Consider the following 25,822-nt stretch of genomic DNA (forward strand, 5'->3'; position numbering starts at 1 on the left):
TCAGAACTTGAAAGTGAAGCCTCCGACGACCCGGCGGCCATAGGTCTGGTATTTGAGCCAAGCGCCGGGGAATGCCGCACCGTTCACGTCCGCGACCGTCGCCGACCGCGTGTTGGTCAGGTTCTGACCCTGAACGTATAGCGAGAGGCCATGCAGAGCCGATTGCGCCGGGAAATCGTAGCCGACCTGCGCGTCGTAGACGGTTTCGGCCAGCACTTGCTGACGATCGAGACCGCCGCTGAACAGGGAGAAGTCGCCGAGGAAGCCTGAGCGATACCGCATGCTGCCGCGCAGGCTGAAGCCATCGGCCTCGTAATAGACCGTCAAGTTGCCGACATATTTCGAATAGCCCGGAATAACCGTGACCCGGCCGGCAAAGTCCTTCACCTTCGTTTCGGTGTAGCCAAAACCACCGGTCAGACCGAAGCCGGAAAGCGCTTTGGTGAACAGGTCGAAGGGCAGCGTACCGGCGGCCTCGATGCCGTAAATATGCCCGCCATGCGTGTTCACCGGGCCGCTGAACTGGCCGATTGGCGAAGACGGCACGTTGCCGGCGGGTTTGGGGAAGCCAGAGTAATCGAAATTCAGGTCGAAGGCGCTGGGATCGATGTAAGTATTGATGTGCTTATAGAACGTCTGGAGCGCGATATAGCCCTTCGAACCGAAGTACTTTTCGAAATTGAGATCGAAGGCGGTCGCCTTGTACGGCCGCAACAGCGGGTTGCCGCCGCTGCCGACGTAGATCGGCGGCGTCCGCGAGTTGTCGATGCCGAAGTTCACGATATTGGTCAGCTGATCCATGCGAGGGCGCATGATCTGCTGCGACGCGGCAAACCGGATCACGAAGTCGTCCGAAAAACGGAAGTTGAGATTCATACTGGGCAGAACGATCCAATACGAGTCCTCGACGGTCGGCTTGGTCGCGCCCTTGGAAGTGAGCGAGGTACGAATGCCCTGCACGCCGATATTGCCGGTCAGCCTCACCGATCCGAGATCGGCGTTCAGGTTGGCCATCGCGTAGGGAGTCCAGACCTCTTCGGTGACGTCATAAGCTTGCGACGCCCCATATGGATTGGGAATGTACGACAGCACGCCCTTAGCGACGAGGACACGCGGATCGTAGGCCAGGATCGGGCCCAATCCCCTGTCGAGCTGCACCGGGTCGAGGAGGAGGTTCGACGGGATCGTCGCGGTCGTCGCGCCGCCCGGCGGCGAAAGGAAGGCCTCGTCCTGCGTCAACACCTTGGTGCGGTAGGTATAGTCGACGCCGACCTTGATCGACTTGACGAAGGCGCCGATGTCCTGCTCGATTTCTCCGCGGAGCTCGACCAGGTCGTCCTTGCTCTTGCGAATCTTGTCGTAACCGGCCTGAATCGGCGTGCCCGACCAGCCTTCGACGTCCGTCAGCACCAGCGCGGAGCTGGCGCCATTATAGTCGCTGGTGAAAACCGGCCCCTTGTCGGTCAGCTGGTAGCTAAGCGTTGCCGTTGGATTGGGTAGGGCGCGGCCAAGGCCGGCGGTGGTTTCCAGACGGTCATCCTTGCGGTCGGTGCGCGACCAGCTTGCGTCGAAAAGGGCGCGCGTCGACCCGCCATTGTCCCACTTCAGGTTGCCGGCGAGCGAGTACGTGCTGGCCACGCGATCGTTCGCGTAATTTTCGATGACGGGCGTTCCCTTCACCGTCGCCGACGTCACCAGCCCACGCGAGTCCGCAACGTAGCTCAGGATCTGATCGTGTCCGCAGCCGCCGCCGCAGTTGAGCGGCATCTCGAAACCACGCTGATCGATGCGGTCGACGAAACGGGAATAGAAGCCATCGACCGTCAGCATCAGGTCGTCGCTTGCCTTGACCTGGATCGTGCCATTGGCGCCGAAGCGCTTGAGCTTATCGGACTCCGACCAGGTCTTGATCCCGTTCATCCCATATTGGTTCGGCCCATAGGCGCCGTATCCCCAAGCGTTCCAATCGCGGGTCTGATACGGCTCATCGGTATAAGCCGCCGACAGGGCGATACCGATGCGGTCATTGGCGAACTTGTCGACATACGTGCCGTAGACGCGATAACCCAGGTCGCTCGTTCCCGGCTGTAGCTTCTGGTCGACATAGGTGCCGCGCGCGCCGACCGCGAGGATGCGCTTGCTAACGTCAAGTGGGCGAATGGTGCGCAGGTTGATGCTGCCGACCAAGCCGCCAGCGGTGAGATCGGCTTCCGACGACTTGTAGACGTCGACGCCCGCCAGGACTTCCGAGGGATATTGGTCGAATTCAACGGCGCGGCTGTCATTGGTGGTAGTCTGCTGACGGCCGTTGAGCGTGGTCGTCGAGAAATCCGGCCCGAAACCGCGGATCGAGATGATGTTGGCACGTCCGGCGCTACGCTGCGCAGAGATGCCCGGCAGACGCGCGATCGACTCGCCGATGCCGTTGTCGGGCAATTTGCCGATATCTTCCGACGACACCGACTCCACGATCTGCTCGGAATTCTTCTTCTTCGCGGTCGCGCTGGCCAACGCAGCGCGGAAACCGCTGACCACGATGTCCTGAGACGTATCGGCGTTGGCCTGATCGTCGGCTTGGGGAGCCGCCGCTGTCGGGGTCGTCTGAGCAAATGCCGGCGAAGCGATCACCGTCAGCGCGCCGGCAAGCGCGATGCCGCTTGCGCGCAGGGCAAGCTGGGTGCGACGGTTCGAACGGAAAGCAGTCATCAATTCCTCCCCTTGCGGCCGCGCCATATTTGGCTTGCGGCATCGACGCGGCCGACACGGCGCGTGCAGTTGCATTGCGATTATGTTGCAGCGGGGATGGGGCCAAGTTGGCCACATACGTATTCAAAGATTATGCATCGGCAGGTGTTGCCTGGCTGCATCGCCCTTCAGTGCGGTCCGGACGCCAGGATGCGGTAGCTCCATGGCGCCAGCGAGATGCCACTGGTTCGCGTCACCGTCACCGTCGAGCCGTTCGAGAAATCGACATAGGCACCGTCGCTTGGTCCATCGGCGAAGCTGACCGTCTGGGTGTCGCCGGACAGGTTGAACACAGCGAACACCTTGTCGCCATTCTTTTCGCGAACGAACGACAGCACTTTCGACGGAGCGCTATTGACCACTGGTGTCATCGCCGCGCCCCAAGGCGCGTTCCACAAAGCGGGGTGCGCCTTGCGAAAGGCAATCAGCCGCTTGAACAGATCGGCGTTAGGATGGTCGCGCCACTCGATCGCGTCGCGCTCGAAGAATTTGAGCCGTTTGGGATTGCCCGCTTCCTGGCCGTTGTAGATGAGCGGAATGCCTTCGCCGACGAACGACAGGGCGATCGCGTCGGGCAATGCCTTGCCGAAGCGCTCGAACTCGGTGCCTTCCCAGGCATTCTGGTCGTGGTTCTCGGTATAGACCATCCGCATCGCCTCGGCGGGCCAGGCGCTTTCGGTTTCCGAATAATAGCCGAATAGCGCGCCGACGTCGGCCTTGCCGGCAGCGATGTCGGCCATCGCGTTGTTCCATTTCAAGGCGTAGCTGGCATCGAACGCCTTGCGATGGACGTCGCGCTGGTCGAATTCGGCGAGCATGAAGACGGGCTTGATCCGGTCGAGTTCGCTTCGCGCATTCTCCCAGAAATCGAGTGGGACGTAGCCGGCGACGTCGCAGCGGAAGCCGTCCACGCCCGCCGTCTGCACCCAATATTTCATCGCGCCGGTCATGTAGCGGCGCAGGCCGGGCTTCGAATAGTCGAGATCGATGATGTCGGACCAGTCCCACCACGGCGTCGGACGGTTGGCGCCTTTCCAGTCATGCTCGTACCAATCGGGATGCGCGGCATGGATCGGATTGTCCCAAGCGGTGTGGTTGGCGACCCAGTCGAGGATGACATGCATGCCCAGGCGATGTGCCGCAGCGACGAAGGACTTCAGGTCGGCGCGGGTCCCGAGTTCGGGGTTCACGCCATAATAGTCGCGCACCGAATAGGGGCTGCCGAGGCTGCCTTTACGATGCTCGACGCCGATCGGGTGGGCCGGCATCAACCAGAGGATATCGACGCCGAGCGCCTTGAGGCGCGGCAGTTGCTTTTCCGCCGCACGGAACGTGCCCTCGGCCGTGAATTGACGAGTATTAATCTGATAGAGCACCGCGTCCTTCGACCAGGCTGGATGCCTCAGCGTGACATAGGGTTTGGGTGCATAGGGATCGGGCGCTTTGGTGGCTGCCGTCGCCTGGCTCAGTGAGAGGCCCGCCAGCAACGCAAGCGCGAACGATTTCAGCATCCTGTCCTCCCTTTTTATAACCCTCTCCCGCGAGCGGGAGAGGGCTTGTTGTCCGCATTGTGCCATGCTCGTCGTATCGTGCCGGCTGAATACGTATGTGATGGCGTTCCGGCCCTCGCTCCGCTCGCCTAGGCTCCCCCGATCGCCCCGCGACAGAGGGCGGCTGGGAGGGATGATTTGGCGGACACTCTTTACGCGCGCGGGCCCTATCGCGGTGCCTCGCTGCCCGCTACAGTCTTGCCCAACCGGCCGCAGGCGATGGCCGGTACGGGGAGAAGCCGTCGGGCGATGCTAACCGACAAACCGACGTCGTTCGATATAGCGCAACGCGCGGGCGTGTCCCAACCGACCGTGTCGCGCGCGCTGCGTGGCGATCCGACCGTCAGCGAAGCGACGCGCAAGCGGATCGAGGCGATCGCCGCGCAACTCAATTACAAGGTCGACAAGAACGCGTCCTCGCTGCGCAGCCGTCATACCAATACGTTGGCGTTGTTGTTCTTCGAGGATCCGACGCCTGACGATTCGTTGATCAATCCGTTCTTCCTATCGATGCTGGGGTCGATCGCGCGGACCTGCGCCTTGCGCGGCTACGACCTGCTCACGTCCTTTCAGCAGCTGTCGTCCAATTGGCATGTCGACTATGAGGACAGCCACAAGGCCGACGGCATCATCCTGCTCGGCTATGGCGACTACGAGACGTATCGCGCCCGGCTCGAACAGCTCGAGGCGCAGGGCACGCATTTCGTGCGTTGGGGATCGGTCCAGACCGGTCAGCCGGGGACGACGATTGGCTGCGACAATGTGCGTGGCGGGCGCGACGCGGTGGAACATCTGATCGGTCTCGGACGCCGGCGCATCGCCTTTTTGGGGCAAACATCCAGCCATTCGCCCGAACTTGCCGATCGGTATCGTGGCGCGTGCTCGGCGATGCTCGAAGCAGGCATCGATCCCGATCCGGCGCTTCAGGTCGACGCTATCACCACCGAGGCGTCGGGCTATGCGGCGGCGATCGAATTGTTACGGCGCGGGGTGGCTTTCGATTCTGTCTTCGCGGGCAGCGACCTCATCGCGATCGGCGCGATGCGGGCGTTCGAGGAAGCCGGGCTAGACGTGCCCGGCGACGTGTCGATCGTCGGGTTCGACGATATCCCGGCGGCCAGCCTGTCGCATCCGCCGCTGACCACGATCGCGCAGGATTATGCCAAGGCCGGGGCCGCCTTGGTCGACACGTTGCTGCGCCAGATCCGCGCGCAGCCAGTCGAAGCGGCGATGCTGCCGCCCCGCCTGGTGGTTCGGCGCTCGACGGCGCCCAAGGCATGAGCGAGCTTTCGGCGGAGAAACCGCGCCAGAGCTGGCGCGGGTTGTGGAATATTTCGTTTGGCTTCTTCGGCATCCAGATCGCGTTCGGACTGCAGAACGCCAATCTCAGCCGCATCTTTCAGACCTTGGGCAGCGATGTCGGGAGCCTCGCCCTGTTGGCGATCGCGGCTCCGGTCACCGGGCTGGTCGTGCAGCCGCTCATCGGCCATTTCAGCGACCGCACCTGGGGGCGGTTCGGACGACGCCGGCCGTATTTCCTGGCCGGGGCAGTGCTCGCGTCGCTGGCATTGCTCGGTATGCCCAATGCAACGACGCTGCTCGCCGCAGCTTTGTTGCTGTGGGTTCTGGACGCGTCGATCAACGTCTCGATGGAGCCGTTCCGCGCGTTCGTCGGCGATATGGTCGCACCGTCTCAGCGCACGGCGGGCTATGCGTTTCAGACGGGCTTTATCGGCGCGGGCGCGGTGATCGGCAGCCTCGCGCCGTTCGCGATGGCGAAGCTGGGAATCAGCAACGTCGCGCCGGCGGGCGAGATTCCGCCGTCGGTCCACTATGCCTTCTATCTCGGCGCGGCGTTGATCTTCGCGGCGGTGCTGTGGACGGTAGTGACGACGCGCGAATATTCCCCGGAACAGATGCGCGCATTCGGCGATATCGACGCAGGCGGAGAGCATGAAACTCCGATGGCGCCGCAGGGCGGCTGGTGGTGGCTGCTGGCGGGCTCGGCAGTCCTCGCCAGCGTCTGGTGGTTCGGACTGGAGCGCGATCTCTACGTGCTTGGGGGGGCGCTCGCAGCCTTCGGTATCCTGGGCCTGATCGCTGCGGCAATGGTGCGCGGTGGCGGCGACAACGCGCTCGTCCAGATCATGAGCGACCTGTCGCGGATGCCCGACCAGATGAAGCGGCTGGCGCTGGTCCAGTTCTTCTCCTGGCTCGCGCTGTTCATCATGTGGATCTACACCACCCCGGTGGTGGCGCAGTACGTGTTCCATTCGACCGACACCGCGGCGAAGGCGTATAACGATGGCGCCGATTGGGTCGGCGTATTGTTCTCGGTCTATAACGGCGTTGCGGCGCTTGCCGCATTCGTGCTGCCGATACTGGCGAAACGAATCGGGGCGCAAAAGACCCACATTCTGTGCCTGGTGATCGGCGCGGCCAGCTTCACGTCGCTGCTGGTCATTCGCGACCAGACGATGCTGCTGCTGCCGATGGTCGGGATCGGCTTCACCTGGGCGTCGATCCTGACCATGCCCTATGTCATCCTGGCCGGCGTGCTGCCGCAGCATAAGCTCGGCATCTATATGGGCATCTTCAATTTCTTCATCGTCGTGCCGCAGTTGCTGGTCGCGACAGTGATGGGCGCGATCATCCGAACGTTCTTTCCGACGGAGCCGGTCTGGACGATGGCGTGCGGCGCCGTGGTGCTGATGCTAGCGGCGGCGGCGATGCTGCGAGTGCAGGAGCCGAGAGCAGTCAGCGCGGCAGCGTGATCGTTGCCGCCAACCCGCCTTCGGGGCGGTTTTCCAGCCGGATATCGCCGCGTGCCTCGCGCACGATCGCCCGTGCCAACGCCAGGCCAAGGCCGATGCCGCCGGTTTCCTTGTTGCGCGATCCCTCGATCCGGGTGAACGCCTCGAACACCTCGGCAATGCGGTCAGGCGGAATGCCCGGGCCGTTGTCGCACACCACGATTTCGACCGCCTTGACATCGGACCGCAGGAAGACGTCCGCGCCGCCGCCATATTTGACCGCATTCTCGATCAGGTTGCGGATCGCGCGGCGCATCAGCGATGGCCGCAAATGCATCGTCAGCCGTTCGACTTCGGTGAACTCGACCGGCATGCCGAGGTCGCGAAAATCCTCGACCACCGCATCGACCAAAGCCGCCAGATCGACCTCGATCGCCTGCTCGCTCGGCCGCCCCAACCGCGCCAGCGACAATATGTCGTCGAGCGTGCGGTTCATCTCGTCGATCGTGTCCGCCATGCGCGCGCGGTCGTCGTCATCCTCGACTGACTCGATGCGAACACGTAACGCCGCTAGCGGTGTGCGCAGATCGTGCCCGATCGCGCCCAGCATGCGGTCCTTTTCCTCCAGCATCGCGGTTACGCGCGTGCGCAGGCCGTTGAACGCGGTGATCAGTGTGCGGACGTCGTGCGGACCGCTCTCGGTGATCGGCCCGTCGGCTTCGCCCGGATGGAAACGCTGCGCCGCCTTGGCCAGCGATCTTAGCGGCTGAGCGATACGGCGTGTCGCCAGCAACACCGGCAACAGGACGATTGCGTAGAGCACCAATGTCTGACCGATCAGCCGCGACAGGAACGGCCATTCCGAATCCTGCCACGGGACCGAGGCAGCCCACCAGCCGACCTTGGGCTGCTCGACGGCAATCAGCAGCTCGTGTTGTACGAAGCGATAGCGTTGCGCCCGGACGCGGGACATCCTGCCGAAACGCGGGTCGCCGGATTGCAACCGCCGGATTCCCGTGACCACCTGGCCGACGGGGATGCCGGCCTCGTTGAGGCGCGTACGCAGCGCTTCCTCTATATCGGGCCGTCGCCTCAGCCCGCCCTCGATCGGGTTGGAGGGCCAGGGGCGCGAGCGGAATCGGTCCCAGGGCGTCTCGTCGCCAATCGGGGGAGCGGGCGCAATGTCGAGCGGCTGATCATGCCGGTTGCGCGGCCCTTGCGAGGCGTCGACGATCCGTGCCGCGACGGGGCCGACCGTCTGTTCAAGGCGGAACGCCTGGCGGTCACGCAGGCTCAGCCCGAAATTGACCGCCTGCGCGACGAACAAGGCGATCGCGACCAGTACAGCCATCTGGCCGGGCAGGTTGCGCGGCCACACTCTCACAATCGCGTGACTTCCGCGGCGAGCGTGTAGCCGCCGCCCCATACCGTCTTGATCACGGTTGGGTTCTTGGGGTCGGGCTCGATCTTGCGCCGGAGCCGGCTAACCTGGTTGTCGATCGCGCGATCGAACGCCATCGCCTCTCGGCCCTGCGTCAGATCGAGCAACTGGTCGCGGGTCAGGACCTGGCGCGGCCGGAGGACAAGCGCCAGCAGCAGATTGTATTCGCCGGTCGACAACGGCACCGACACGCCTTCGCGGTCGACCAGCGCGCGTTCCCCGGACTTCAACACCCATCCGGCAAAGGCATAGGATCCGCTTTCGGGTGCATGCTGGCGCGCGCCATTACCCGCGGCGCGGCGCAGGATGACGCGGGCGCGGGTCGCCAGCTCGCGAGGCGAGAAAGGTTTGACGACATAATCGTCGGCACCCATTTCGAGCCCGACGATGCGGTCGGTCTCCTCGCTCTTGGCGGTCAACAGGATGACCGGAATGTCGCCAGTCGCCCGGATGTGACGGCACAGGCTCAACCCGTCTTCGCCGGGCATCATGATGTCGAGAATGATCAGGTCTATGGCATAGGCCGCCATCCGCGTGCGCGCGCTTTCGGCGTCGCCCGCCTGAGTGACGCGGAAGCCTTGTTTGGTCAAATATTGTGCCAGCGGCTCGCGGATCGAGCGCTCGTCATCGACCAGAAGAATGTGGGGAATGCCGCCCATCGGCACTTCGCTAAGCATCAATTGTCCCCCTGAAAAGCCCTGACGGCGAAAAGGCCCGATGAGGAAAGGTGGAGGGCCGGGCGGGTGAGGAGGGGCACCCGCCCGGCAGCCTGGGCATTATGGGGATTACTGCCCGGGCTTGTCCGTCGACGCGGGCGGCGGCGGGGGCATGTCGCCGCCACCGCGCATACCGCGCATCTGTCCCATCGCGTCGCGTGCCGCCTGGCGCTCGGCAGCATCGATCTTGCCGTCCTTATTGGTATCCATCCGGTCGAAGCGCCGCGCGGCCAGCGCGCGATATTCCTCGCGGTCGATCACGCCGTCGCCGTTGGTATCCAGCCGTGCGAACATCCGTCCGCCGAAGCCGCGGCCGGCGGGGCCGGCTGCCGGTGGTGGAGAGGACGCGCCGTCAGCGGGCGGTGGGGGAGGCGGCGCAGCGTCGGCCCCGCCCATCGCTCGACGCGGCTGCATCTCGTCTGGCGTCAGCTTGCCGTCCTTGTTGGTATCCAGGCGATCGAACCGGGCATCGGCCTGCGCCATCGCTTCGTCGCGCGACAGCACGCCATCGCCATTGGCATCGCCTCTCGCGGCCGGCGCGGTCTGCGCCGCGGTCGGCCCGACCAGTGCTACCGCCATGAAGCTTGCGCTCGCAAGCGCCGCGGCAAGAAACACTCGATTCATCCCGTTGTCCTCGATCGGGTGCAGGGCCATTCCCTGCCGTCGGGGGACTTGTGGTTCCTCTGTGTCGCTCGCGCATGTCAGTCCATGGCGAAATTGTCGCAAATTGTCGCAATAGAAGGGAAAATCCTGGCCTCAGGCGAAGATGGCGACGCTTTGCATCTGTTCGGCGATGGGCTCGCCATCGGCGTTCCAGATCATCATTTCCTGGCTCGAGCTCCCCGCCCTGGCATAATCGGCGTTGGTTCGGAGCAGCCACCATCCGTCGGTGGTTCGCGGCTGCGCGCCGAGCAGGTTGAGCTGCCAGGTCATCGAACTGCACGGTGCCGGCCCGCCGATCAGCTTGAGCGCGGCGGGCGGGAGGCAATCCGCCACCGCGATCAACTCGACCATTGGATCCAATCCATCGCGCTCGTTCAACCGCACCCAACGGAGCCACTCCGCCGGACCGACCGTCGCGTCGCGCCGATCGAGCAACTCGAAATTCTGCGCGAAGGAGACCGCGGAATTGCCTTTGAAGGTCGTGTCGCCAGGCCCCGGCCGCGGAAAGTCGGGGGCGGTTCCGACCTGATGATCGAGCTTGGAATCCACCGCGCTCATGAAGACGAAGGTCGCACGCAGTCCAAGCCCCGCCTCGCTTTCGACATCGGCCTGAATGAAGGCAGCGTTGCGGCCGCGCCGTAGTCGACTTGCGCGGATCACGATGTCGCCCGACAAGGGACCGATGAACGCGACCAGCGCGGACCGCAGCGGCGGGAGGTCGGTGTCGGATTGTTGCGCCGCATGGAGCGCGAGTGCCGCCGACAGGCCGCCATAGCTCGTGCGTCCCTGCAACCAGCTGTCGGGAATACTGCCCCGCCAACCGCCCTCGATCGGTTCGAATGCGTCGATGATCTGCTTCAAGCCCGGCATGAATTCCCCTTGTTCTTGTGATTATGCCGGCTGCGCGGCGAGCCGGTCTCGCAATTCGCGCTTGAGCACCTTGCCGATCGCGCTCCGTGGTAATTCGTCGATCGGGTGGAGTGCCGACAGGCGCTGCGTCTTGCCGAGCTGGTTGTTGGTCCAGGCCATGATCTCATCGGCCGAGGCATCGACGCCACTATTGGGGACGTAGAAGCCGACCGGGGTCTCACCCCATTTTTCCGACGGCACGCCGATCACGGTGCATTCCTGAACTGCGGGATGCTGCTTGAGCACCGCCTCGATATCGACCGGATAGATGTTGAAGCCGCCCGAGATGATCAGGTCCTTTTTGCGGTCCATCAGGATCAGGAAGCCGTCCTCGTCGAACCGGCCGATATCGCCGTGGCGGATGAAGCGATTGCCGTCCTTGTCGTACCATTCGGCCTCGGCGGTTGCCTGTTTGCGGCCGTGATAGCCGGTCATCATCGCCGGCGAGCGGCCGACGACCTCGCCCGTTTCGCCCTGCGCGACTTCGTTTCCGTCATCGTCGATCAGCCGCATGTCGTGGCCGGGCAGCGGTTGTCCGACCGTGTGAAGCTTGTCGGGGAAAGCGGTGCAGTCGAGCCCGGTCGAGGCGCCACCCTCGGTCATGCCGTAGAATTCGACCAGCCGCCCCGGCCAGCGTGCCAGGATGTCGGCCTTGAGGGCTGGTGAGAAAGGCGCGCTGGTCGAAGTCTTGAGCTTGAAGGCCGACAGATCGAACCGGTCGAAATCCGGCACCGCCATGATCCGCTGGTATTGCACCGGGACCAGCATCGCGTGCGTCACGTGGTGCTTTTCGGCGAGTTCGAGGAACGCGCGTGCGTCGAACTTCTTCATCAGCACCACGGTGCCGCCCCAGCCGAGCGTGGGAAGGAAACTGACCAACGTCGTGTTCGAGTAGAGCGGAGTCGAATTCATCGTCACCGCGTCACCATATCCGCCCGCCGAATTGCGCCCGATATGCGACCAGCGCATGGCATGCGACTGGACGATGCCCTTGGGCGTGCCTGTGGTCCCCGACGAATAGATGATATTGAAGCCGTCGGCCGGCGCGATCGCAACCGGGCGGGGTTTGCTGCCCGGTGGTGCCAGCCAGGTTTCGAATTCCGAGGTGTCGAGACGGATCTGTTTTGCGGCAACCGCCTGGTGGGCGATAGCTGCTTGGTTGTCGCCATCGAGAAAAACGATTGGCGCGCCGCAATCGGCGATCATCGCGGCAAGCGCCTCGGGGGTTGAGGATGGCGCGAGCGGTGCTGCGACGCAGCCGGCGCGCAACGTGCCGAGGAACACGGCTGCATAAGCGATCGACGAGGCCGAGATGATCGCTATCGATTGCCCCTGTCGGACGCCGTCGCGCTGCAGCGCCGCCGCGACGCGATCCATCATCGCATCGAGTTCGGCATAGCTATAGCTGCCTTCCGCATCGGCCACCGCGGTCTTGCCGCCGCGCTCCTTGGTATGTTCGCGAATAATGTCGGGCAGGGTAGCGAAGTCACTGGTGAGCAAGGCTTCGGCGCTCATGATCTCTCCTCAAACTTGCCGCGAACCGCTAGGCGAAGCCAACACGAAATGCCATACGCGATATTCGAAAAATAGAATCAGGGGGAAGCCGATGCTGTTCTACGATGCGGTCAATCCCGCGCCCAACCCACGGCGCGTGCGAATCTACCTCGCCGAAAAAGGGTTGACCGTTCCGAGCGAAAAGGTTTCGATTCCCAAGGGCGAGCATAGGGGAGAGGCATATCGCGCGGTCAATCCGCTCGGTCAGGTGCCGTGCCTGAAGCTGGATGACGGCACCGTCATCACCGAGAGCGTGTCGATCTGCCGCTATTTCGAGGCGCTCAATCCCGAGCCGCCCTTGTTCGGCGTCGGTGCGCAGGGGCAAGCGGAGGTCGATATGTGGACGCGCCGGGTCGAACTTCGCCTGATGACCCCGATCGCGATGGTGTGGGTGCACACGCATCCGCTCACGGCGCGCGTCGTGCCCAAGCAATATACCGAGTTCGGCGAAAGCAACCGCCCGCGGATCGACACCGTGATGCGCGAGTTCGACACCGCGCTGACCGAGCGCCAGTTCCTTGACGGAAAGGGATATTCGATGGCCGATATCGTGCTGCAGACGACGATCGATTTCGCCAAGTTCATCGGCGTCGACATGCCGGAGGACGCGACCGCGCTCAGCGCCTGGTACGACCGCGTCGCGTCGCGCCCGAGTGCGGCGGCATGAGCACAGGGATAGAGGGACGCGTCGCAATCGTCACGGGCGGCGGGACGGGGATCGGGGCGGCGACCGTCAGGATGCTCGCCGCCCAAGGCGTGCGTTGCGTCGTCAATTACGCGTCGAGCCGGGATGATGCCGAAGCAGTCGCAGCAGAAGCCGGCAACGGAGCGATCGCGGTCCAAGCCGATATCGTCGAGGATACCGCTTGCCGCGCGCTGGCCCAGGCCGCGCTCGATGCGTTCGGCCGGATCGACTTCCTCGTCAACAATGCCGGGCGGACCAAATTCGCCAATCATGAGGATTTCGATGCGCTCGACGCCGAGGATTTCGTCGACATCTATCGCCTCAACACCGTCGCCGCGTTTCAGATGGTGCGCGCCTGTGCGCCGGCGATGCGCGAACAGGATGCGTCGGCGGTGGTCAACGTCGCCAGCGTAGCCGGCGTATTCGGTATGGGATCGTCGGTCGCCTATGCCGCGTCGAAAGGCGCGCTGATCACCATGACCAAGAGCCTGGCGCGCGTGCTGGCGCCGCAGATTCGCGTCAACGCGGTCGCGCCCGGCTATGTCGGTACGGGATGGTTCGAGAAGAGGTTGGGCGCGGAAGGGTTCGAACGGCTCAACCAGAATATCGCCAGCCGCGTGCCAATGGGATTCGCCGCCGGCCCCGACGATATAGCGGGTCCGATCGTGCAATTGCTCGACCCGATAGCCCGTGCGATCACCGGCGAGGTGACGTTGCTCGATGCCGGCGGCCATCTCGACGTCGCCCTGACGCGGCGGCCGGGGAAGGAACAATAAGCGGGCCGGACGGGGGACTAGCCTTCGGCAACCGCAACCGATGGCGAGGGCACCCGGTCGAGTACTTTCCACAGGATGATGCCGAGCGCGATCGTCACCAGCAGCGCCGCCAGCAGGAAGTTCGCGCCGGTGAAACCGTGACGATCGCCCGCCGCTAGTGCCTGGGTAAGGACGAGCGGTCCGAGGATCGACGACACGCTACCCATGCTGCCGATCCCGCCCTGCAATTGCCCCTGGCGCGTGGCATCGACCATGCGCGACAGCAGGCCGTTAAAGGCAGGGAAGACGAAGCCCTGAAACGCGCTGATCGCCATCAGGACATAAGCCTGCCAGCCGGCGGTGGCGAAGGCGAACAGGTAAAAGGCGATGCCGGCGGAGCACATGCCAACGACCATCGCCTTGCGCTCACCGATGCGCCTGATCACCGGGCCGGTCAGACCGGCCTGTACGCACGCCATGATGAAGCCGACGAACGCCAGGCTCCAACCGATTGCGCGCGCGTCCCAGCCGAACCGCATCGTCGCCCAGAACGACCAGGTCGAGGGGTAGACCATGTGCGCGAGCTGCCAGATGAACCAGGCGAGCAATAACGGCGCGGCATTGCCGGCGTGGAACAGGGGCCGGAACGCGCCGACGATATGCGCATCGCGCAGGTGGAACGGGCGGCGATTCTCGAGCTTCAACGTTTCCGGCATGAACAGGAACATCGTCGCCGCATTGAGCAGCGCCAGCGCGGCGGCCGCGACGAACGGCGCCCGCGGACCGAAACTCGACAGCAGGCCGCCAAGCGCCGGACCCAGGATAAAGCCGATGCCGAATGCTGCGCCGATCAGCCCGAAGGTCGCGCCGCGTTTCTCCGGCGGGGTGACGTCGGCGATGACCGATCCCGCTGGGCCATAGACAGCTCCCGCCGCGCCGGCGATCGCGCGGCCTAGGAAAAGCCAGCCGAGCGTCGGCGCCCAGGCCATCAACGCATAGTCCATGCCGAAGCACAGCATCGAGGTCAGCAATATCGGCCGTCGCCCGAAGCGGTCGGACAGATTGCCGAGCACCGGCCCTGCGAAGAACTGCATCACAGAGAAAACGACGAGCATATAGCCGGCAACCCGCGTGGCCTGCTCGAGGTCGATGTGGCCGAGCTGCGTGATCAGCTTGGGGAAGACCGGCATGACGATGCCGAACCCGATCGTGTCGATCAGCACGGCGGTGAGCGCGATCGGCACGGCACGATTGTCGAAGCGCATTATTTCTCCCCGGCGACCGATTCTTGGCCGGCATCCGATTGCGGTGCCTGCTGCTCCTGATCCATACTCGTTTTGTTCCGATATCGCAAAGCGCCGCTCCGACAGAACAAGGAGCGGCGCTTGGGGGGACGTCAGGCGAGGTGGGCGACGAGATTGTCGAGCGTCATGCTGGTGCCGTTGGCGACGCCGAGCCGGATATAGTCGTCGAGATGCTCGTCCGAGCGGCAGACGATCTCTACCGTCATGCGGGTGCCGCCGTCATGATCGGCGAGCATCACGCGACCGAGCGCATCCATGGCCTCGAACTCGAGCAGATGCGGCGGTTCGATCCGCTTATAGGTGCCGGTGAATGCCATATGCGCGTGGCTGGGAGAGACGAAGACGAATTTGCCTCCGATGCGCAGATCGATCTCGCAGCGCGACAGCGGGTCGCCGCCGGCGTCCCACCACAGGCGCAGGCTCTCGGGCGTGGTCCAGGCGGTGAACACGGCGTCGGGCGATGCGGCGAAATCGCGGACGAAGCGAATGGCGTGGGCGGCGCGATCGATTGTGAAACCGGGGGCGTCGGCGGCGATAGCGGGGGCGGGCATTCAAGTCTCCTTCTTGGTGGCAAGGTGGCGGTCGAGATTGTCGAAGCGGCGGTCCCATTGGTCGCGAAAGCGGTCGATCCAATCGGCGGCATCCTTCATCGCCTCGGCGCGCAGTCGCCGCGGGCGGCGTTGTGCGTCGCGTCCGCCCTCGATCAGCCCGGCATGTTCGAGCACCTTGAGATGTTTCGAGATGGTCGGCTGGCTGAGCGCAAAGGGCTGCATGAGTTCGGACACGGTCGCCTCGCCCAGCGCCAGCCGGGCAAGGATCGCGCGACGAGTGGGATCGCTGAGTGCGGCGAAGGTCGCGTCGAGATAGGGCGATTCTATAGCCATGTGGCTATATAGCTAAATGGCTATCTAAGAGTCAAATTGATGCTTCGGCATTTAATCTCCCCTCTCTGCAAGGGAGGGGATTCAGGGGTGGGTAAGCGCGGGCGAGGCTCGATGCCCCGTCCGTCGCTGTTCTGGCGAGCGGCAGGAGAATCTCTAGCGACCGGCAGACGCGCTTCGCGCGCACCACCCCAACCCCTCCCTTGCGGGGAGGGGGGCTTCAACCTAGTCGGGCATCGTCTCGTACGCGGTCAAACCCTCCGGCAGCGTGACCCAGTCCGGCTTGTCGCGGACGAAGATCGCAAGCGTCGGCTTGAAGTGGGCCGGCTCGTCGAGCGAACCGGCATAGATGGTATGACTGTCATGCACGCCATGGATGCCGCCAAACACCAGCCCGCCGCACTCCGGGCAGGAATTGCGCGTGGCGTTGCCGCCACGCATCGCCGGGGAGTGGAACTGATGCGTGCGGCCGGTGATCGTCAGCGCGCTGGCGGCAAAGCCCATGAACGGAATGAACCCCGATCCCGATGCCTTGCGGCAGTCGGCGCAATAACAAAAGCCCATGCCGTCCGGCGCTCCCCGCGCTTCGTAGCGCAATTGCCCGCACAGGCATCCACCGGTGATCGTCGTCATCCGCCTCTCCGCTTGCCTTCATTCTTGAGCGCTTCGCGTTTGGTCAGGCCGCTCAATCGATGTTCGTTCGCTGCGACATAACGTGCGATTTCATCGGGATCTGTCCAGGCATATTGCCGCAGCGCCCAGCCGATCGCCTTGCGCAGGAAGAATTCAGGCGATCCGATCGACGGCTCGATACAGGCATAAAGCAGCTCGAGGTCCGTCGCACCTTTGGCCGGCAACTGGCAGAGGATTGCACTCCTCCGCTTCCACATATCGGCGTCGGTCGACCAGGCCAGCATCGTTTCGCGCATCTCCGCGCGATCGTTCTGCAGCAATGACCATAGCCGGTGCCCGGCGATTTCGTCGACATAGTCCCACCATGCGCCGGTGACGATCATCTCCTCGTACATCGGCAGCGCGTTGATCCGCTGAAACCGCCGCGCCGCCTTCACCGCGCTGAGCTCGATCGCCGCATAACGCTCCTCACGATATGTCGCGCCGCGCCACAAGGCGAGGACATCGGCTTGCCACGCCGCACTGTCGGACCAATCGAGTCCGGTGAAGACCAGCTTCAGCGCGGCGCGCCGCGGCACGGTCGGAACGCCGAGATAGGGCATCGCCGATTTCATGTACGCCTGCATCGCCGGCGCCCGTGCCGGTTCCGCTACGGCCTGCAGTGCTTCGCGGACCTGCGTCGTCAGGGGCTTTCCCGCCGGCTTGGAATGTGTCATCTCCGGACCATACCCGATATTCAGATTCGGTGAAGAGGAGAGGTTTGAATGGCATCCGCCGCCGAACTCGATCGTCCGTCCGACGCACTCGAGAATTTCCGTTCCGAAGTCCGCGACTGGCTCGCCGCCAATTTCCCCGCGTCGCTCAAGGGCAAGGGCAATGCTCTCGCCAGCGTCGAGGGGCCGACCCAGGAAACGCCGGAGATGACGGCGTGGCGCAAGGCAATGGGTGAAAAGGGCTGGGGCGTGCCGACCTGGCCGAAGGAATATGGCGGCGGCGGGCTCAGCCGTGCCGAGGCCAGGGTGCTGGCGGACGAGATGGCGCGCGTCGACGCGTGGAATCCGATCGGCGGCATGGGCGTGATGATGTTCGGTCCGACGTTGCTCGAATATGGCAATGAAGCACAGAAGCGCGAGCATATCCCGGCGATCGCCAAGGGCGAAGTGCGCTGGTGCCAGGGGTATTCCGAGCCGAATGCCGGCTCGGACCTCGCCAATCTCCAGACCTTCGCCGAGGACAAGGGCGATCATTATCTGGTCAACGGCCAGAAGACCTGGACTTCGGGCGGACAATGGGCGGACAAATGCTTCTGCCTCGTCCGTACCGACAAGACCGAAAAGCACAAGGGCATCAGCTTCCTGCTGATCGACATGACCTCACCCGGCGTCGAGGTGAAGCCGATCAAGATGATCAGCGGCATGTCTCCTTTCTGCGAGACCTTCTTCACCAACGTGAAGGTGCCCAAGGAGAATCTGGTCGGCGAGGAAGGGCAGGGCTGGACGATCGGCAAGCGCCTGCTCCAGCACGAACGTACCAATCTGTCGGGCGGCGGCTCGCGATTGCAGCCGAGCGGGCCGGGGCTGCCCGACATGGCCAAGAAATATGTCGGCACCGATGCCGAGGGTCGGATCGCCGATCCTGATCTCCGCGCGCGGATCGCCAAGTTCGAGATGGATTGGCGCGCCTTCCTGCTGACCGCGATGCGCGTCCAGGCCGAATCCAAGGCGAAGGGCGGCGTGTCCGAAGTATCGTCGATCCTCAAGACGATCGGCACCAAGCTCGGCCAGGAACGTGCCGAGCTGACGATCGAGATCAGGGGATTGCAGGGTCTGGGCTGGGGAGGCGAGGGCTTCAGTGAAGCCGAACTGCACGAGGTGCGCGCCTGGCTCTTCGGCAAGGCGACGACGATCTATGGTGGGTCGACCGAGATCCAGAACAACGTGATCGCCAAGCGCATCCTGGGGATGCTGGATCATCAATAATTTCCGTCGCCCCGGCGAAGGCCGGGGCCGCTGCGTAACTGAGCGCAGCCCTAATACTCTAGCGGCCCCGGCCTCCGCCGGGGCGACGAGGTAGAAAAATGGCCGTCCTCAACGAAGAACAGACGATGCTGCGCGACATGGCGCGCGAATGGACTCGCAACGAAAGCCCGGTGACCGCGTGGCGCAAGGTGCGCGATGCCGATACGGCGACGGGGTACGACCCCAATGTCTATACCGAGATGGCGCAGATGGGCTGGGCCGGGATCGTCATTCCCGAAGCCCAGGGCGGCTCCGATTTCGGCTGGCTCAGCCTGGGCCTGGTAATCGAGGAGCTCGGCCGCACGCTGACGGCGAGCCCCTTGTCGGCAAGCGCGGTCGCGGCGTCGGCGATCGTGCTCGGCGGCAGCGATGCCCAAAAGGATGCCTGGCTGCCCAGGATCGCGAGCGGCGAACTGGTCGCGACCTTCGCGCTCGATGAGGGGCCGCGTCACGATCCCGAGAATATCAAGACTGCGGTCAATGGCGGCAAGCTCAGCGGGACCAAGGCGTTCGTGGCGGAAGGCGACAGCGCCGGACTGTTCGTCGTCGCGGCGGCGGACGGGCTTTATCTGGTCGACGGCAATCAGGCGGGCGTGTCACGCTCGCGCCGCCACCTGACCGATTTCCGCAGTCACGCCGAAGTGACGTTCGACGCGGTCGAAGCCGACAAGCTGGCGAATGGCGGTGACAAACTGCTCGATCAGGTGCTCGACCGCGCCCGCGTGGTCGCCTCGGCCGAAATGCTCGGCATGGCGCAGCAGGCGTTCGAGACGACGCTCGATTATCTCAAGCAGCGGCGTCAGTTCGATCAGGTCCTGTCGACCTTCCAGGCGCTGCAACACCGTATGGCGGGCCTGTTCAGCGACATCGAACTGATGCGCTCGGCGGTGGAAGCCGGGCTTGCGGCAATCGACGCCGGCGGCGACACGCGCCAGGCGGCTCTGCTCGCCAAGACCAAGGCCAATGAAGTCGGTCACGCGATGAGCCGCGAAATGATCCAACTGCATGGCGGCATCGGCATGACGGACGAATATGATGCCGGCTTCTACCTCAAGCGCATGCGTGTGCTGGAAGCGGTATGGGGCAATACCGCCTACCTCCGCGACCGCTTCGCGCGCCTCGGCGGGTACTGAGGCAAATCTCCCTTGTGGTGATGTTTTCCGGGATCGGGTTTGGCCGGTCCCGGAAACATAAGCCTGTGCTATTTCCGCGTCGAACCGAGAATCCATAGCATTTTGCAACGCGAGTTGCGCTTGACGTAGCGTTACTCATAGTGCCTATTCGAGTTCCGGGTATGGAACCGCTCAAGCGTTCCGACCCGCTTGGGGAGAGGCACATGACCAAGACAAGGTTGCTTTGCGCCTGCGCGATTTCCGTATTTGCGGTATGCGCGGCATCTTCGGCGGCTGCGCAATCGACGCCGGCGGCGGACCCGCAGGACACCGGCAGCACACCGGATATCATCGTTACTGGATCGATCATCAGGGGGACGCCCGAGGATGCGGCGCTGCCGGTCAACGTGATCGGCGCCGATGAACTCCAGAAGCAAGGGTCACCGTCCGCTGTCGAATTGCTCAAGGCGTTGCCGACATCAAGCGCGGTACTTGGCGACTCGAACCAGTTCGACAGCCGTTCGCAAGGCGCGGAAGGCATCGCCACCGCCAACCTCCGTGGCTTATCGCCGCAGCGAACTCTCGTGTTGCTCAACAATCGGCGCCTGGTCACGGCCGGCAATGGTGTTCCCGCCGTCGATATCAATCTAATTCCGTCCGCGGCGATCGGCCGTATCGAAGTGCTCAAGGACGGTGCGGCGGCGACCTATGGATCGGACGCGGTCGCCGGCGTGGTCAATTTCATCACGCGTACCGACCAGGAAGGGTTTCGCGCTTCCGCCGCCTATCGTTGGGTCAAGGATACAGACGGCGATATCGACGCGTCGCTGAGCTACGGCCATGTCGGCAACGGCTTCCGGATGCTTGCCGCTATCGGCTTCAATAAGCGCGGCCAGTTGCTGGCACGCGATCGCGATTTCGCGGTCCAACCCTTTCTCAACAATCCGCAAGGCGGTTGGACCGGCGGTGGTAACCCGGCCAACTTCCTCCTGGTTGGTCCGAGTGCAACCCCGGGCGTCGTTACCCCTTATACGGGTGTCGTGGCCGATACGAGCTGCGTTCCGTTGGGCGGGTATCTCGGCGCAAACGGCCGTTGCTCGACACAATATACCGGGTTCGACACCCTGGTGGATCTCGAGAAGCGCATTACCGCCTTCACCGATGTCGAGGTCGATCTGGGTGGCAGCCACAAATTCGAGGTCACCGCGCTGTATGGACGCACGACGGTCCCGCATTACCTGACCTCGCCGTCCTACCTGCTGACGCAATTGCCCTCGACAGTGTCGCTCGGCGGTTCGGTGGCGAACACCAGCCTCGGCCTGGGTTTCTACGTACCGGCCAACAATCCGGGATTCATCGCATACAAGGCCGCCAATCCCTCGCTTTTCATCAGCCCGGTGACGGGCAATCCTTTACCGGCGAGTGGAGCTGTCTTCCCATTATTGTTGTTCCGCCCATATATGGCGGGCGGCAACCCCTCCACGCTCGGGGATTCGGGTGAGACCGGTTCGGCGCGCGGCATGCGCAAGTCGGAATCAATCCGTTTCACGGCCGAATTCAGCGGCAAATTGGCGCCGAATCTCAATTACAGCCTGTCGGCGACCTACCACCAATATTACCGCTATATCGACGGCTACGACTCGTTCGGCGACCGCATCCAATTGGCCTTGCGCGGTTTCGGAGGGCCCAACTGCACCGGGAACGTGCCGGGCGCGAACGGCTGTATGTGGCTCAACCCGTTCGGCAATGCGGTAACCGCTGGCGCGATCAACGGTACGACCAACCCGCAAGGCAATGCCGCTTTGGCCAATAGCAAGGCGCTGACTGACTGGTTCTTCGTGCGGTCATCGACCGCGGTCGATTCCCAACTGTTCGTGCTCGACGGCAATATCAGCGGCTCGACCGGTATCAAGCTGCCAGGCGGCGACATCCAGTTCGGCGTAGGCGCGCAATATCGCTACAATTGGTTCGATACGAAATATGCCGCGAACAACAATCTGGCGGCCAATCCCTGCCGCGACACGCCCATTACCGGCAACACAAACCCCGCGGCATGCGCACCGACATCGGGCGTCACGCCGAGTCCCGCGACAGGCGCGCTGGCATTCCTGGGTACCAACCGCGACAGTTTCCTGAAGGGCGGCGTCAAGGCCGTGTTCGCCGAATTGCAGCTTCCGGTGTTCGACAGCTTCAATGTCCAGGCGGCCGTGCGATACGAGGATTATGGCGGCTCGGTCGGTTCGACCGTCGATCCCCAGGTCCGCGCGCGTTGGCAGGTCACCGACTGGCTGGCGATCCGCGGCGGATACGGAACGACGTTTCGCGGCCCGACGCTGGCGAACATAACCAACAATTTCGTGACCGCGCTCCAGCTAATTGGGACGACGTTCAAGCCGGTAGACGTCTACGGCAACCCCGCGCTCAAGCCCGAAAGCTCCGAAAACTACTCGGCCGGCATTCTGTTGAAGTTCGGCGGGTTCAACGCCAGCGTGGACTATTTCCGTTACAACCTGACCGACGTCATCGTCAGCGATCCGCTGAGCGCGATGGTCGCTACATTGTTCCCGACGGGAATGCCCAATACCTGCGCCGCGAATGCGGGTCTTGCCGCCCGGTTCACCTTCTCGACCGGCGCGTGCACGGGGGCGACGACCGTTGCCAACATCGCGCGCGTCAAGACGATGTACCAGAACGGCGCTACCCAGCGTAACGACGGGCTCGATTTCAGCGTCAATTACCGGTCGAACCAGTTCCTTGGCTCAGATATCCGCTTCGGCATCGGCGCGGACGCCACGCGGACGCTGCACAACCGGATCAGCGCGATCTTCGTGGCAGGAACGAAGGTTCAGGACGCGTTCGATGGGGTCGGGCTGCTGAACTATCAATCGACATTATATCCGGTGCCGAAGTGGAAGGGGCAGGCGTATCTCGACCTTGGTGCCGGCCCGGTCGATGCAAGACTGACCGTCAACTATACCGGCGGGCTGCACGACCAGCGCTACGATACCAGGACGGGGCCATTCGCACCCAATTGCGCGCTGGGTTTGAAACCTGGGGCGACCGGTCCCTGTGTCGATAGCGGTCTGACACCGAACGCCGCGAGCATTCTGACCGGAGCGGACCTCAACGACTTCATCTCGGCCGACCTCAACGTCCAGGTGAAGCTTCCCTGGAAGAACATTGTCCTGACCGGAACGGTGTTCAACATCTTCGACGCGTCGCCGCCCTTCGCGCGAGAGGATTACAATTACGAGCCGTTCGTCGGGAATCCCTACGGCCGCATGTTCAAGCTCGGCCTGTCGACCAAGTTCTGACCTTGACTGACTGAGCCTTCTCTCCGGCCTCGCCGCGCCAGACCAGCGCGGCGGGGCCGTTCTTTTAGATAAACAGAAAGGTCGCCCTTCCCGTGTCCTCCCCCACGCACCTTCCCGAAGTCGAGGCGACGTTCGTCCCCAGACGCCGCGCACTGACGCTACTGCTGCTCACTTTCGCCTATTTCTTCAGCTACATGGACCGGCAGATCCTCGCGATCCTCAATGAGGATATCATCAAGAGTCTCCACCTGTCCGACGCCCAGATGGGCATTCTGGGCGGCATGGCGTTCGCGATCTTCTATGCCGGACTGGGGATACCCGTCGCCTGGCTCGCCGATCGCAGCAACCGCGTGCGGATCATCGCCGGAGCGCTGGCGATCTGGAGCGCCTTCACCGCATTGGGCGGGCTTGCCGGCAATTTCTGGCAGTTGCTCGGCGCACGGATCGGCGTCGGCATCGGTGAGGCCGGGTCGAGCCCGCCGAGCCATTCGATCATTGCCGACCTCTACCCGCCCGACAAGCGCGCATCGGCGATGTCGATCTATTCGCTCGGCGTCGGCCTTGGCGCGGCGTTCGGCACGATCATCGGCGGTGTTGTCGCGACCTATTATGGCTGGCGCATCGCGATGTACGTGATCGGCCTGCCCGGTTTGCTGCTGGCGGCGATCATCTGGGCCGTCGTGCCTGAGCCCAAGCGCGGCCTGTCCGACGCGCAGATCGCGATGGATGAGGCCAAGCCCTCGCTGATCGATGGCTTCACCACCTTGTTCGCCAACCGTGCCGCGCTCCACATCGTCGCCGGCTTCACGCTGACCTCGATGATCGGTTACGGCCTGACCGCATTCGGGCCCAGTTTCATGCAGCGTTCGTTCGGCTTCACGAAGCTCGACATCGCGCTGAAGGTGGCGCCCGCGGGGGCGATCATCGTCGCTGTCGCCGCTATCGCCAGCGGACGGATCGCCGACCGGCTGACGCGCCGCTATGGACAGTACAGCCAGTCGTTCATGGTGGCGGTTTTCAAGACGATCGGGCTGCCGCTGACCCTATGCGTCTATACCGCGACCAACCCGACCTTCGGCGTAGCGGCCTATTTCCTGTCGATCCTGTTTTCGACCGCCTATCTCGGCGTGACCTTCGCGCTGATCCAGTCGGAAGCGCCGGTTCGGCTGCGCGCGACCTGGGCAGCGATTACGTTGCTGGTCAACAATATGATTGGGCTGGGGCTCGGGCCATTTCTGGTCGGCATGTTGAGCGACGCGCTCAAGCCGACTTACGGCGCTGAGTCTCTGCGGTATTCAATGTTCGTCTTCAGCGCGATCACGCCCTGGGCGATCTTCCATTACTGGCGCGCGGGCGTGTTGCTCAAGCGCAAGGCGCTCGAGCGGAAGGCAGTGCAAGACGCGATTGCCGTCTGAGTATCGGCGGCGGATCAGCTCTCCGCCGCGCGGTCGTCGAACATGCCGAAGGCGAGGGTGGAAGCGTACATCGCTACCGCCCGATCGCGCGGCATCGCCGATGCCCATTTGCGCATGTCGAAGGCGGCATTCTGCAGCGCCATCAGCGACTGACTGACGATGAGCGCGTCGACCGGACGGACGGAGCCCTCGGCGGCGCCGTCCGACAGCATCCCGGCATAGCGCCGCGCGATGCGGTTCGAACGGTCGAGCATCGCCTGGCGGACCTGGCGCGGCAGGCCGGTCAGCGCGGTCGTGCGCAGCAATGGCCCGCGCTCGGAAAATTGGACGTCGAGCAAGGTCGCAATGATGCTCGACAGGCGATGCCACCAATCGCCATTGCTGTTTTCGCCGACCTGGATCGTTTCGGTGATCGTGTCGAAGCTGCGCTTGTAGCATTCGATGACCAGATCGTCCTTCGCATCGAGATGGTGGTAGAAGCTGCCCTTGGTGACATTGAGTTCCGACGCGATGCGCTGGACCGAGGCGCCGCGATAGCCGAGTTCGTTGATCAGGCGGGTCGCCGCGCGCAGGAACGCCTCGCGGCCCGGCTCCGCTTCCTCGTGCTCGATATCGAGGATCGACGGCTCCCATTTGGCGCCGGGGACCGCGATGCCGTGGCGGAACATGTCCATCAACCGCGCCTCGACGCGGTCGAACTGATCGAGGTCGTAACGCACGATCCAGGCCGGGATCCAGAAGGTGTTTTCGAGCAGCACGTGCGCGCGCGCGCCGAACAAATCCTTGAGGCGGCGGTTCTCGGGTTCCTCGCCCCATAGAGCGCGCGTCTTGCGGAAAATCTCGCGCCAGGCGGCCATCAGCCGGCCGAGCATGGGATCCTCCATTGCGCGAAGGTCGCTGAGCGTCGCCAGCGCGCGCTCCTCGTTCTCACGGATGCGCGCGAACCGCTCCATGTTGAGCGACAGATAGCGCGCGACCCGCGCCTCCGGGGTCGCCTCCATCTGGGCGGTGTCGAGCATTTCCCCCAAGGTTTCGAGCGTATGTTCGAAACACGCCTGGGCGAGGTCTTCCTTGCGCTTGAAATAATAGGTGACGCTCGTCGTGTTGAGTCCCACGCGGCGCGCAACATCGGCGAAGGTCATGCCCTTCGCGCTCTGTTCGTTTATCGCTTCGGACGCAGCGGCCAGGATCGCATTACGTTTCGCCTTGAAACGTTTCGTTCCCGTAACCTCGTCCAGTTCAGCAGTGTCGGCTTGCCCCATCCGTCCAGCTTAACATTTCCGTCACACGGAGCCAGCGGATTCCGCAACGCCATTTCGCTTTTCGTTGTTCGGGCATAGCGACAAAAAGAGGATTCAACGGCTTTACCGAAAA

General features: G+C 63.7%; 21 protein-coding genes. 8 read left to right on the forward strand and 13 right to left on the reverse strand.

What is annotated here, in order from left to right:
- Positions 1-2,706: a TonB-dependent receptor gene (locus tag Q0L25_RS01425; protein ID WP_296611139.1), complete on the reverse strand. Its 2,706-nt coding sequence runs from the start codon at positions 2,704-2,706 to the stop codon at positions 1-3.
- A 167-nt stretch (positions 2,707-2,873) separates the two neighbouring features.
- Positions 2,874-4,256: an alpha-amylase family glycosyl hydrolase gene (locus Q0L25_RS01430; protein ID WP_296611140.1), complete on the reverse strand. Its 1,383-nt coding sequence runs from the start codon at positions 4,254-4,256 to the stop codon at positions 2,874-2,876.
- Between the two features lie 288 nt (positions 4,257-4,544).
- Between Q0L25_RS01430 and Q0L25_RS01435 the strand changes: the two genes are divergently transcribed.
- Together Q0L25_RS01435 and Q0L25_RS01440 are read left to right on the forward strand one after the other, a co-directional pair.
- Entirely contained in the window at positions 4,545-5,576 is a 1,032-nt protein-coding gene (locus tag Q0L25_RS01435; protein ID WP_296611141.1) for a LacI family DNA-binding transcriptional regulator, read from the forward strand.
- Positions 5,573-7,069: an MFS transporter gene (locus tag Q0L25_RS01440; RefSeq protein ID WP_296611142.1), complete on the forward strand. Its 1,497-nt coding sequence runs from the start codon at positions 5,573-5,575 to the stop codon at positions 7,067-7,069. Before Q0L25_RS01435 ends, Q0L25_RS01440 begins: the two co-directional genes overlap by 4 nt.
- On the opposite strand, the gene Q0L25_RS01445 is transcribed toward Q0L25_RS01440, so the two are convergent.
- From Q0L25_RS01445 to Q0L25_RS01465, 5 genes are all read right to left on the reverse strand, one after another.
- A complete protein-coding gene (locus Q0L25_RS01445; RefSeq protein ID WP_296611143.1) occupies positions 7,053-8,399 on the reverse strand; it encodes a HAMP domain-containing sensor histidine kinase in 1,347 nt (448 codons plus the stop codon). The genes Q0L25_RS01440 and Q0L25_RS01445 overlap by 17 nt on opposite strands.
- A gap of 29 nt (positions 8,400-8,428) precedes the next feature.
- On the reverse strand, positions 8,429-9,148 hold the full coding sequence (locus tag Q0L25_RS01450; RefSeq protein ID WP_296611406.1) for a response regulator: 720 nt from the start codon (positions 9,146-9,148) through the stop codon (positions 8,429-8,431).
- 126 nt (positions 9,149-9,274) lie between these two features.
- Positions 9,275-9,829: an EF-hand domain-containing protein gene (locus Q0L25_RS01455; protein WP_296611144.1), complete on the reverse strand. Its 555-nt coding sequence runs from the start codon at positions 9,827-9,829 to the stop codon at positions 9,275-9,277.
- Positions 9,830-9,961: 132 nt separating this feature from the next.
- Positions 9,962-10,738 (reverse strand): thioesterase family protein, encoded by a 777-nt coding sequence (locus Q0L25_RS01460; RefSeq protein WP_296611145.1) that lies wholly within the window; start codon positions 10,736-10,738, stop codon positions 9,962-9,964.
- A 21-nt stretch (positions 10,739-10,759) separates the two neighbouring features.
- Positions 10,760-12,292 carry a class I adenylate-forming enzyme family protein gene (locus Q0L25_RS01465; RefSeq protein ID WP_296611146.1) on the reverse strand — a complete coding sequence of 511 codons (1,533 nt, stop codon included), beginning with the start codon at positions 12,290-12,292 and terminating at the stop codon, positions 10,760-10,762.
- A gap of 91 nt (positions 12,293-12,383) precedes the next feature.
- Between Q0L25_RS01465 and Q0L25_RS01470 the strand changes: the two genes are divergently transcribed.
- Positions 12,384-12,998 (forward strand): glutathione S-transferase family protein, encoded by a 615-nt coding sequence (locus Q0L25_RS01470; protein ID WP_296611147.1) that lies wholly within the window; start codon positions 12,384-12,386, stop codon positions 12,996-12,998.
- Positions 12,995-13,792, forward strand: a complete 798-nt coding sequence (locus tag Q0L25_RS01475) for an SDR family NAD(P)-dependent oxidoreductase (RefSeq protein ID WP_296611148.1) — start codon at positions 12,995-12,997, stop codon at positions 13,790-13,792. The genes Q0L25_RS01470 and Q0L25_RS01475 overlap by 4 nt, the downstream gene beginning before the upstream one ends.
- 17 nt (positions 13,793-13,809) lie before the next feature.
- Here Q0L25_RS01475 and Q0L25_RS01480 read toward each other — a convergent pair whose 3' ends face one another.
- The 5 genes from Q0L25_RS01480 to Q0L25_RS01500 all read right to left on the reverse strand — a co-directional run bounded on the left by Q0L25_RS01480 (position 13,810) and on the right by Q0L25_RS01500 (position 17,305).
- Positions 13,810-15,036 (reverse strand): MFS transporter, encoded by a 1,227-nt coding sequence (locus tag Q0L25_RS01480; RefSeq protein WP_296611149.1) that lies wholly within the window; start codon positions 15,034-15,036, stop codon positions 13,810-13,812.
- Positions 15,037-15,167: 131 nt separating this feature from the next.
- Positions 15,168-15,626, reverse strand: a complete 459-nt coding sequence (locus tag Q0L25_RS01485) for an SRPBCC domain-containing protein (RefSeq protein ID WP_296611150.1) — start codon at positions 15,624-15,626, stop codon at positions 15,168-15,170.
- On the reverse strand, positions 15,627-15,959 hold the full coding sequence (locus tag Q0L25_RS01490; protein ID WP_296611151.1) for a helix-turn-helix transcriptional regulator: 333 nt from the start codon (positions 15,957-15,959) through the stop codon (positions 15,627-15,629). It abuts the gene before it with no gap.
- A gap of 222 nt (positions 15,960-16,181) precedes the next feature.
- Entirely contained in the window at positions 16,182-16,589 is a 408-nt protein-coding gene (locus Q0L25_RS01495) for a GFA family protein (protein ID WP_296611152.1), read from the reverse strand.
- A complete protein-coding gene (locus tag Q0L25_RS01500; protein WP_296611153.1) occupies positions 16,586-17,305 on the reverse strand; it encodes a DNA alkylation repair protein in 720 nt (239 codons plus the stop codon). The genes Q0L25_RS01495 and Q0L25_RS01500 overlap by 4 nt, the downstream gene beginning before the upstream one ends.
- 48 nt (positions 17,306-17,353) lie before the next feature.
- Here Q0L25_RS01500 and Q0L25_RS01505 point away from each other — a divergent pair, with 48 nt between their 5' ends.
- The 4 genes from Q0L25_RS01505 (at position 17,354) to Q0L25_RS01520 (ending at position 24,448) form a co-directional block, all read left to right on the forward strand.
- Positions 17,354-18,568 carry an acyl-CoA dehydrogenase family protein gene (locus tag Q0L25_RS01505; protein ID WP_296611154.1) on the forward strand — a complete coding sequence of 405 codons (1,215 nt, stop codon included), beginning with the start codon at positions 17,354-17,356 and terminating at the stop codon, positions 18,566-18,568.
- Positions 18,569-18,666: 98 nt separating this feature from the next.
- Positions 18,667-19,740, forward strand: a complete 1,074-nt coding sequence (locus Q0L25_RS01510; RefSeq protein ID WP_296611155.1) for an acyl-CoA dehydrogenase family protein — start codon at positions 18,667-18,669, stop codon at positions 19,738-19,740.
- 203 nt (positions 19,741-19,943) lie between these two features.
- The gene (locus Q0L25_RS01515; RefSeq protein ID WP_296611156.1) at positions 19,944-23,033 is read left to right on the forward strand and encodes a TonB-dependent receptor; all 3,090 of its coding nucleotides are present in this window, start codon (positions 19,944-19,946) and stop codon (positions 23,031-23,033) included.
- Between the two features lie 92 nt (positions 23,034-23,125).
- Positions 23,126-24,448: an MFS transporter gene (locus tag Q0L25_RS01520; protein ID WP_296611157.1), complete on the forward strand. Its 1,323-nt coding sequence runs from the start codon at positions 23,126-23,128 to the stop codon at positions 24,446-24,448.
- A gap of 14 nt (positions 24,449-24,462) precedes the next feature.
- Here Q0L25_RS01520 and Q0L25_RS01525 read toward each other — a convergent pair whose 3' ends face one another.
- Complete coding sequence (locus Q0L25_RS01525) at positions 24,463-25,710, reverse strand: TetR/AcrR family transcriptional regulator (protein WP_296611158.1); 1,248 nt, start codon at positions 25,708-25,710, stop codon at positions 24,463-24,465.
- Positions 25,711-25,822 lie beyond the last annotated feature (112 nt).

The organism is Sphingomonas sp., assembly GCF_024508665.1.
In the GTDB taxonomy this organism is placed as follows: Bacteria; Pseudomonadota; Alphaproteobacteria; order Sphingomonadales; family Sphingomonadaceae; genus Sphingomonas.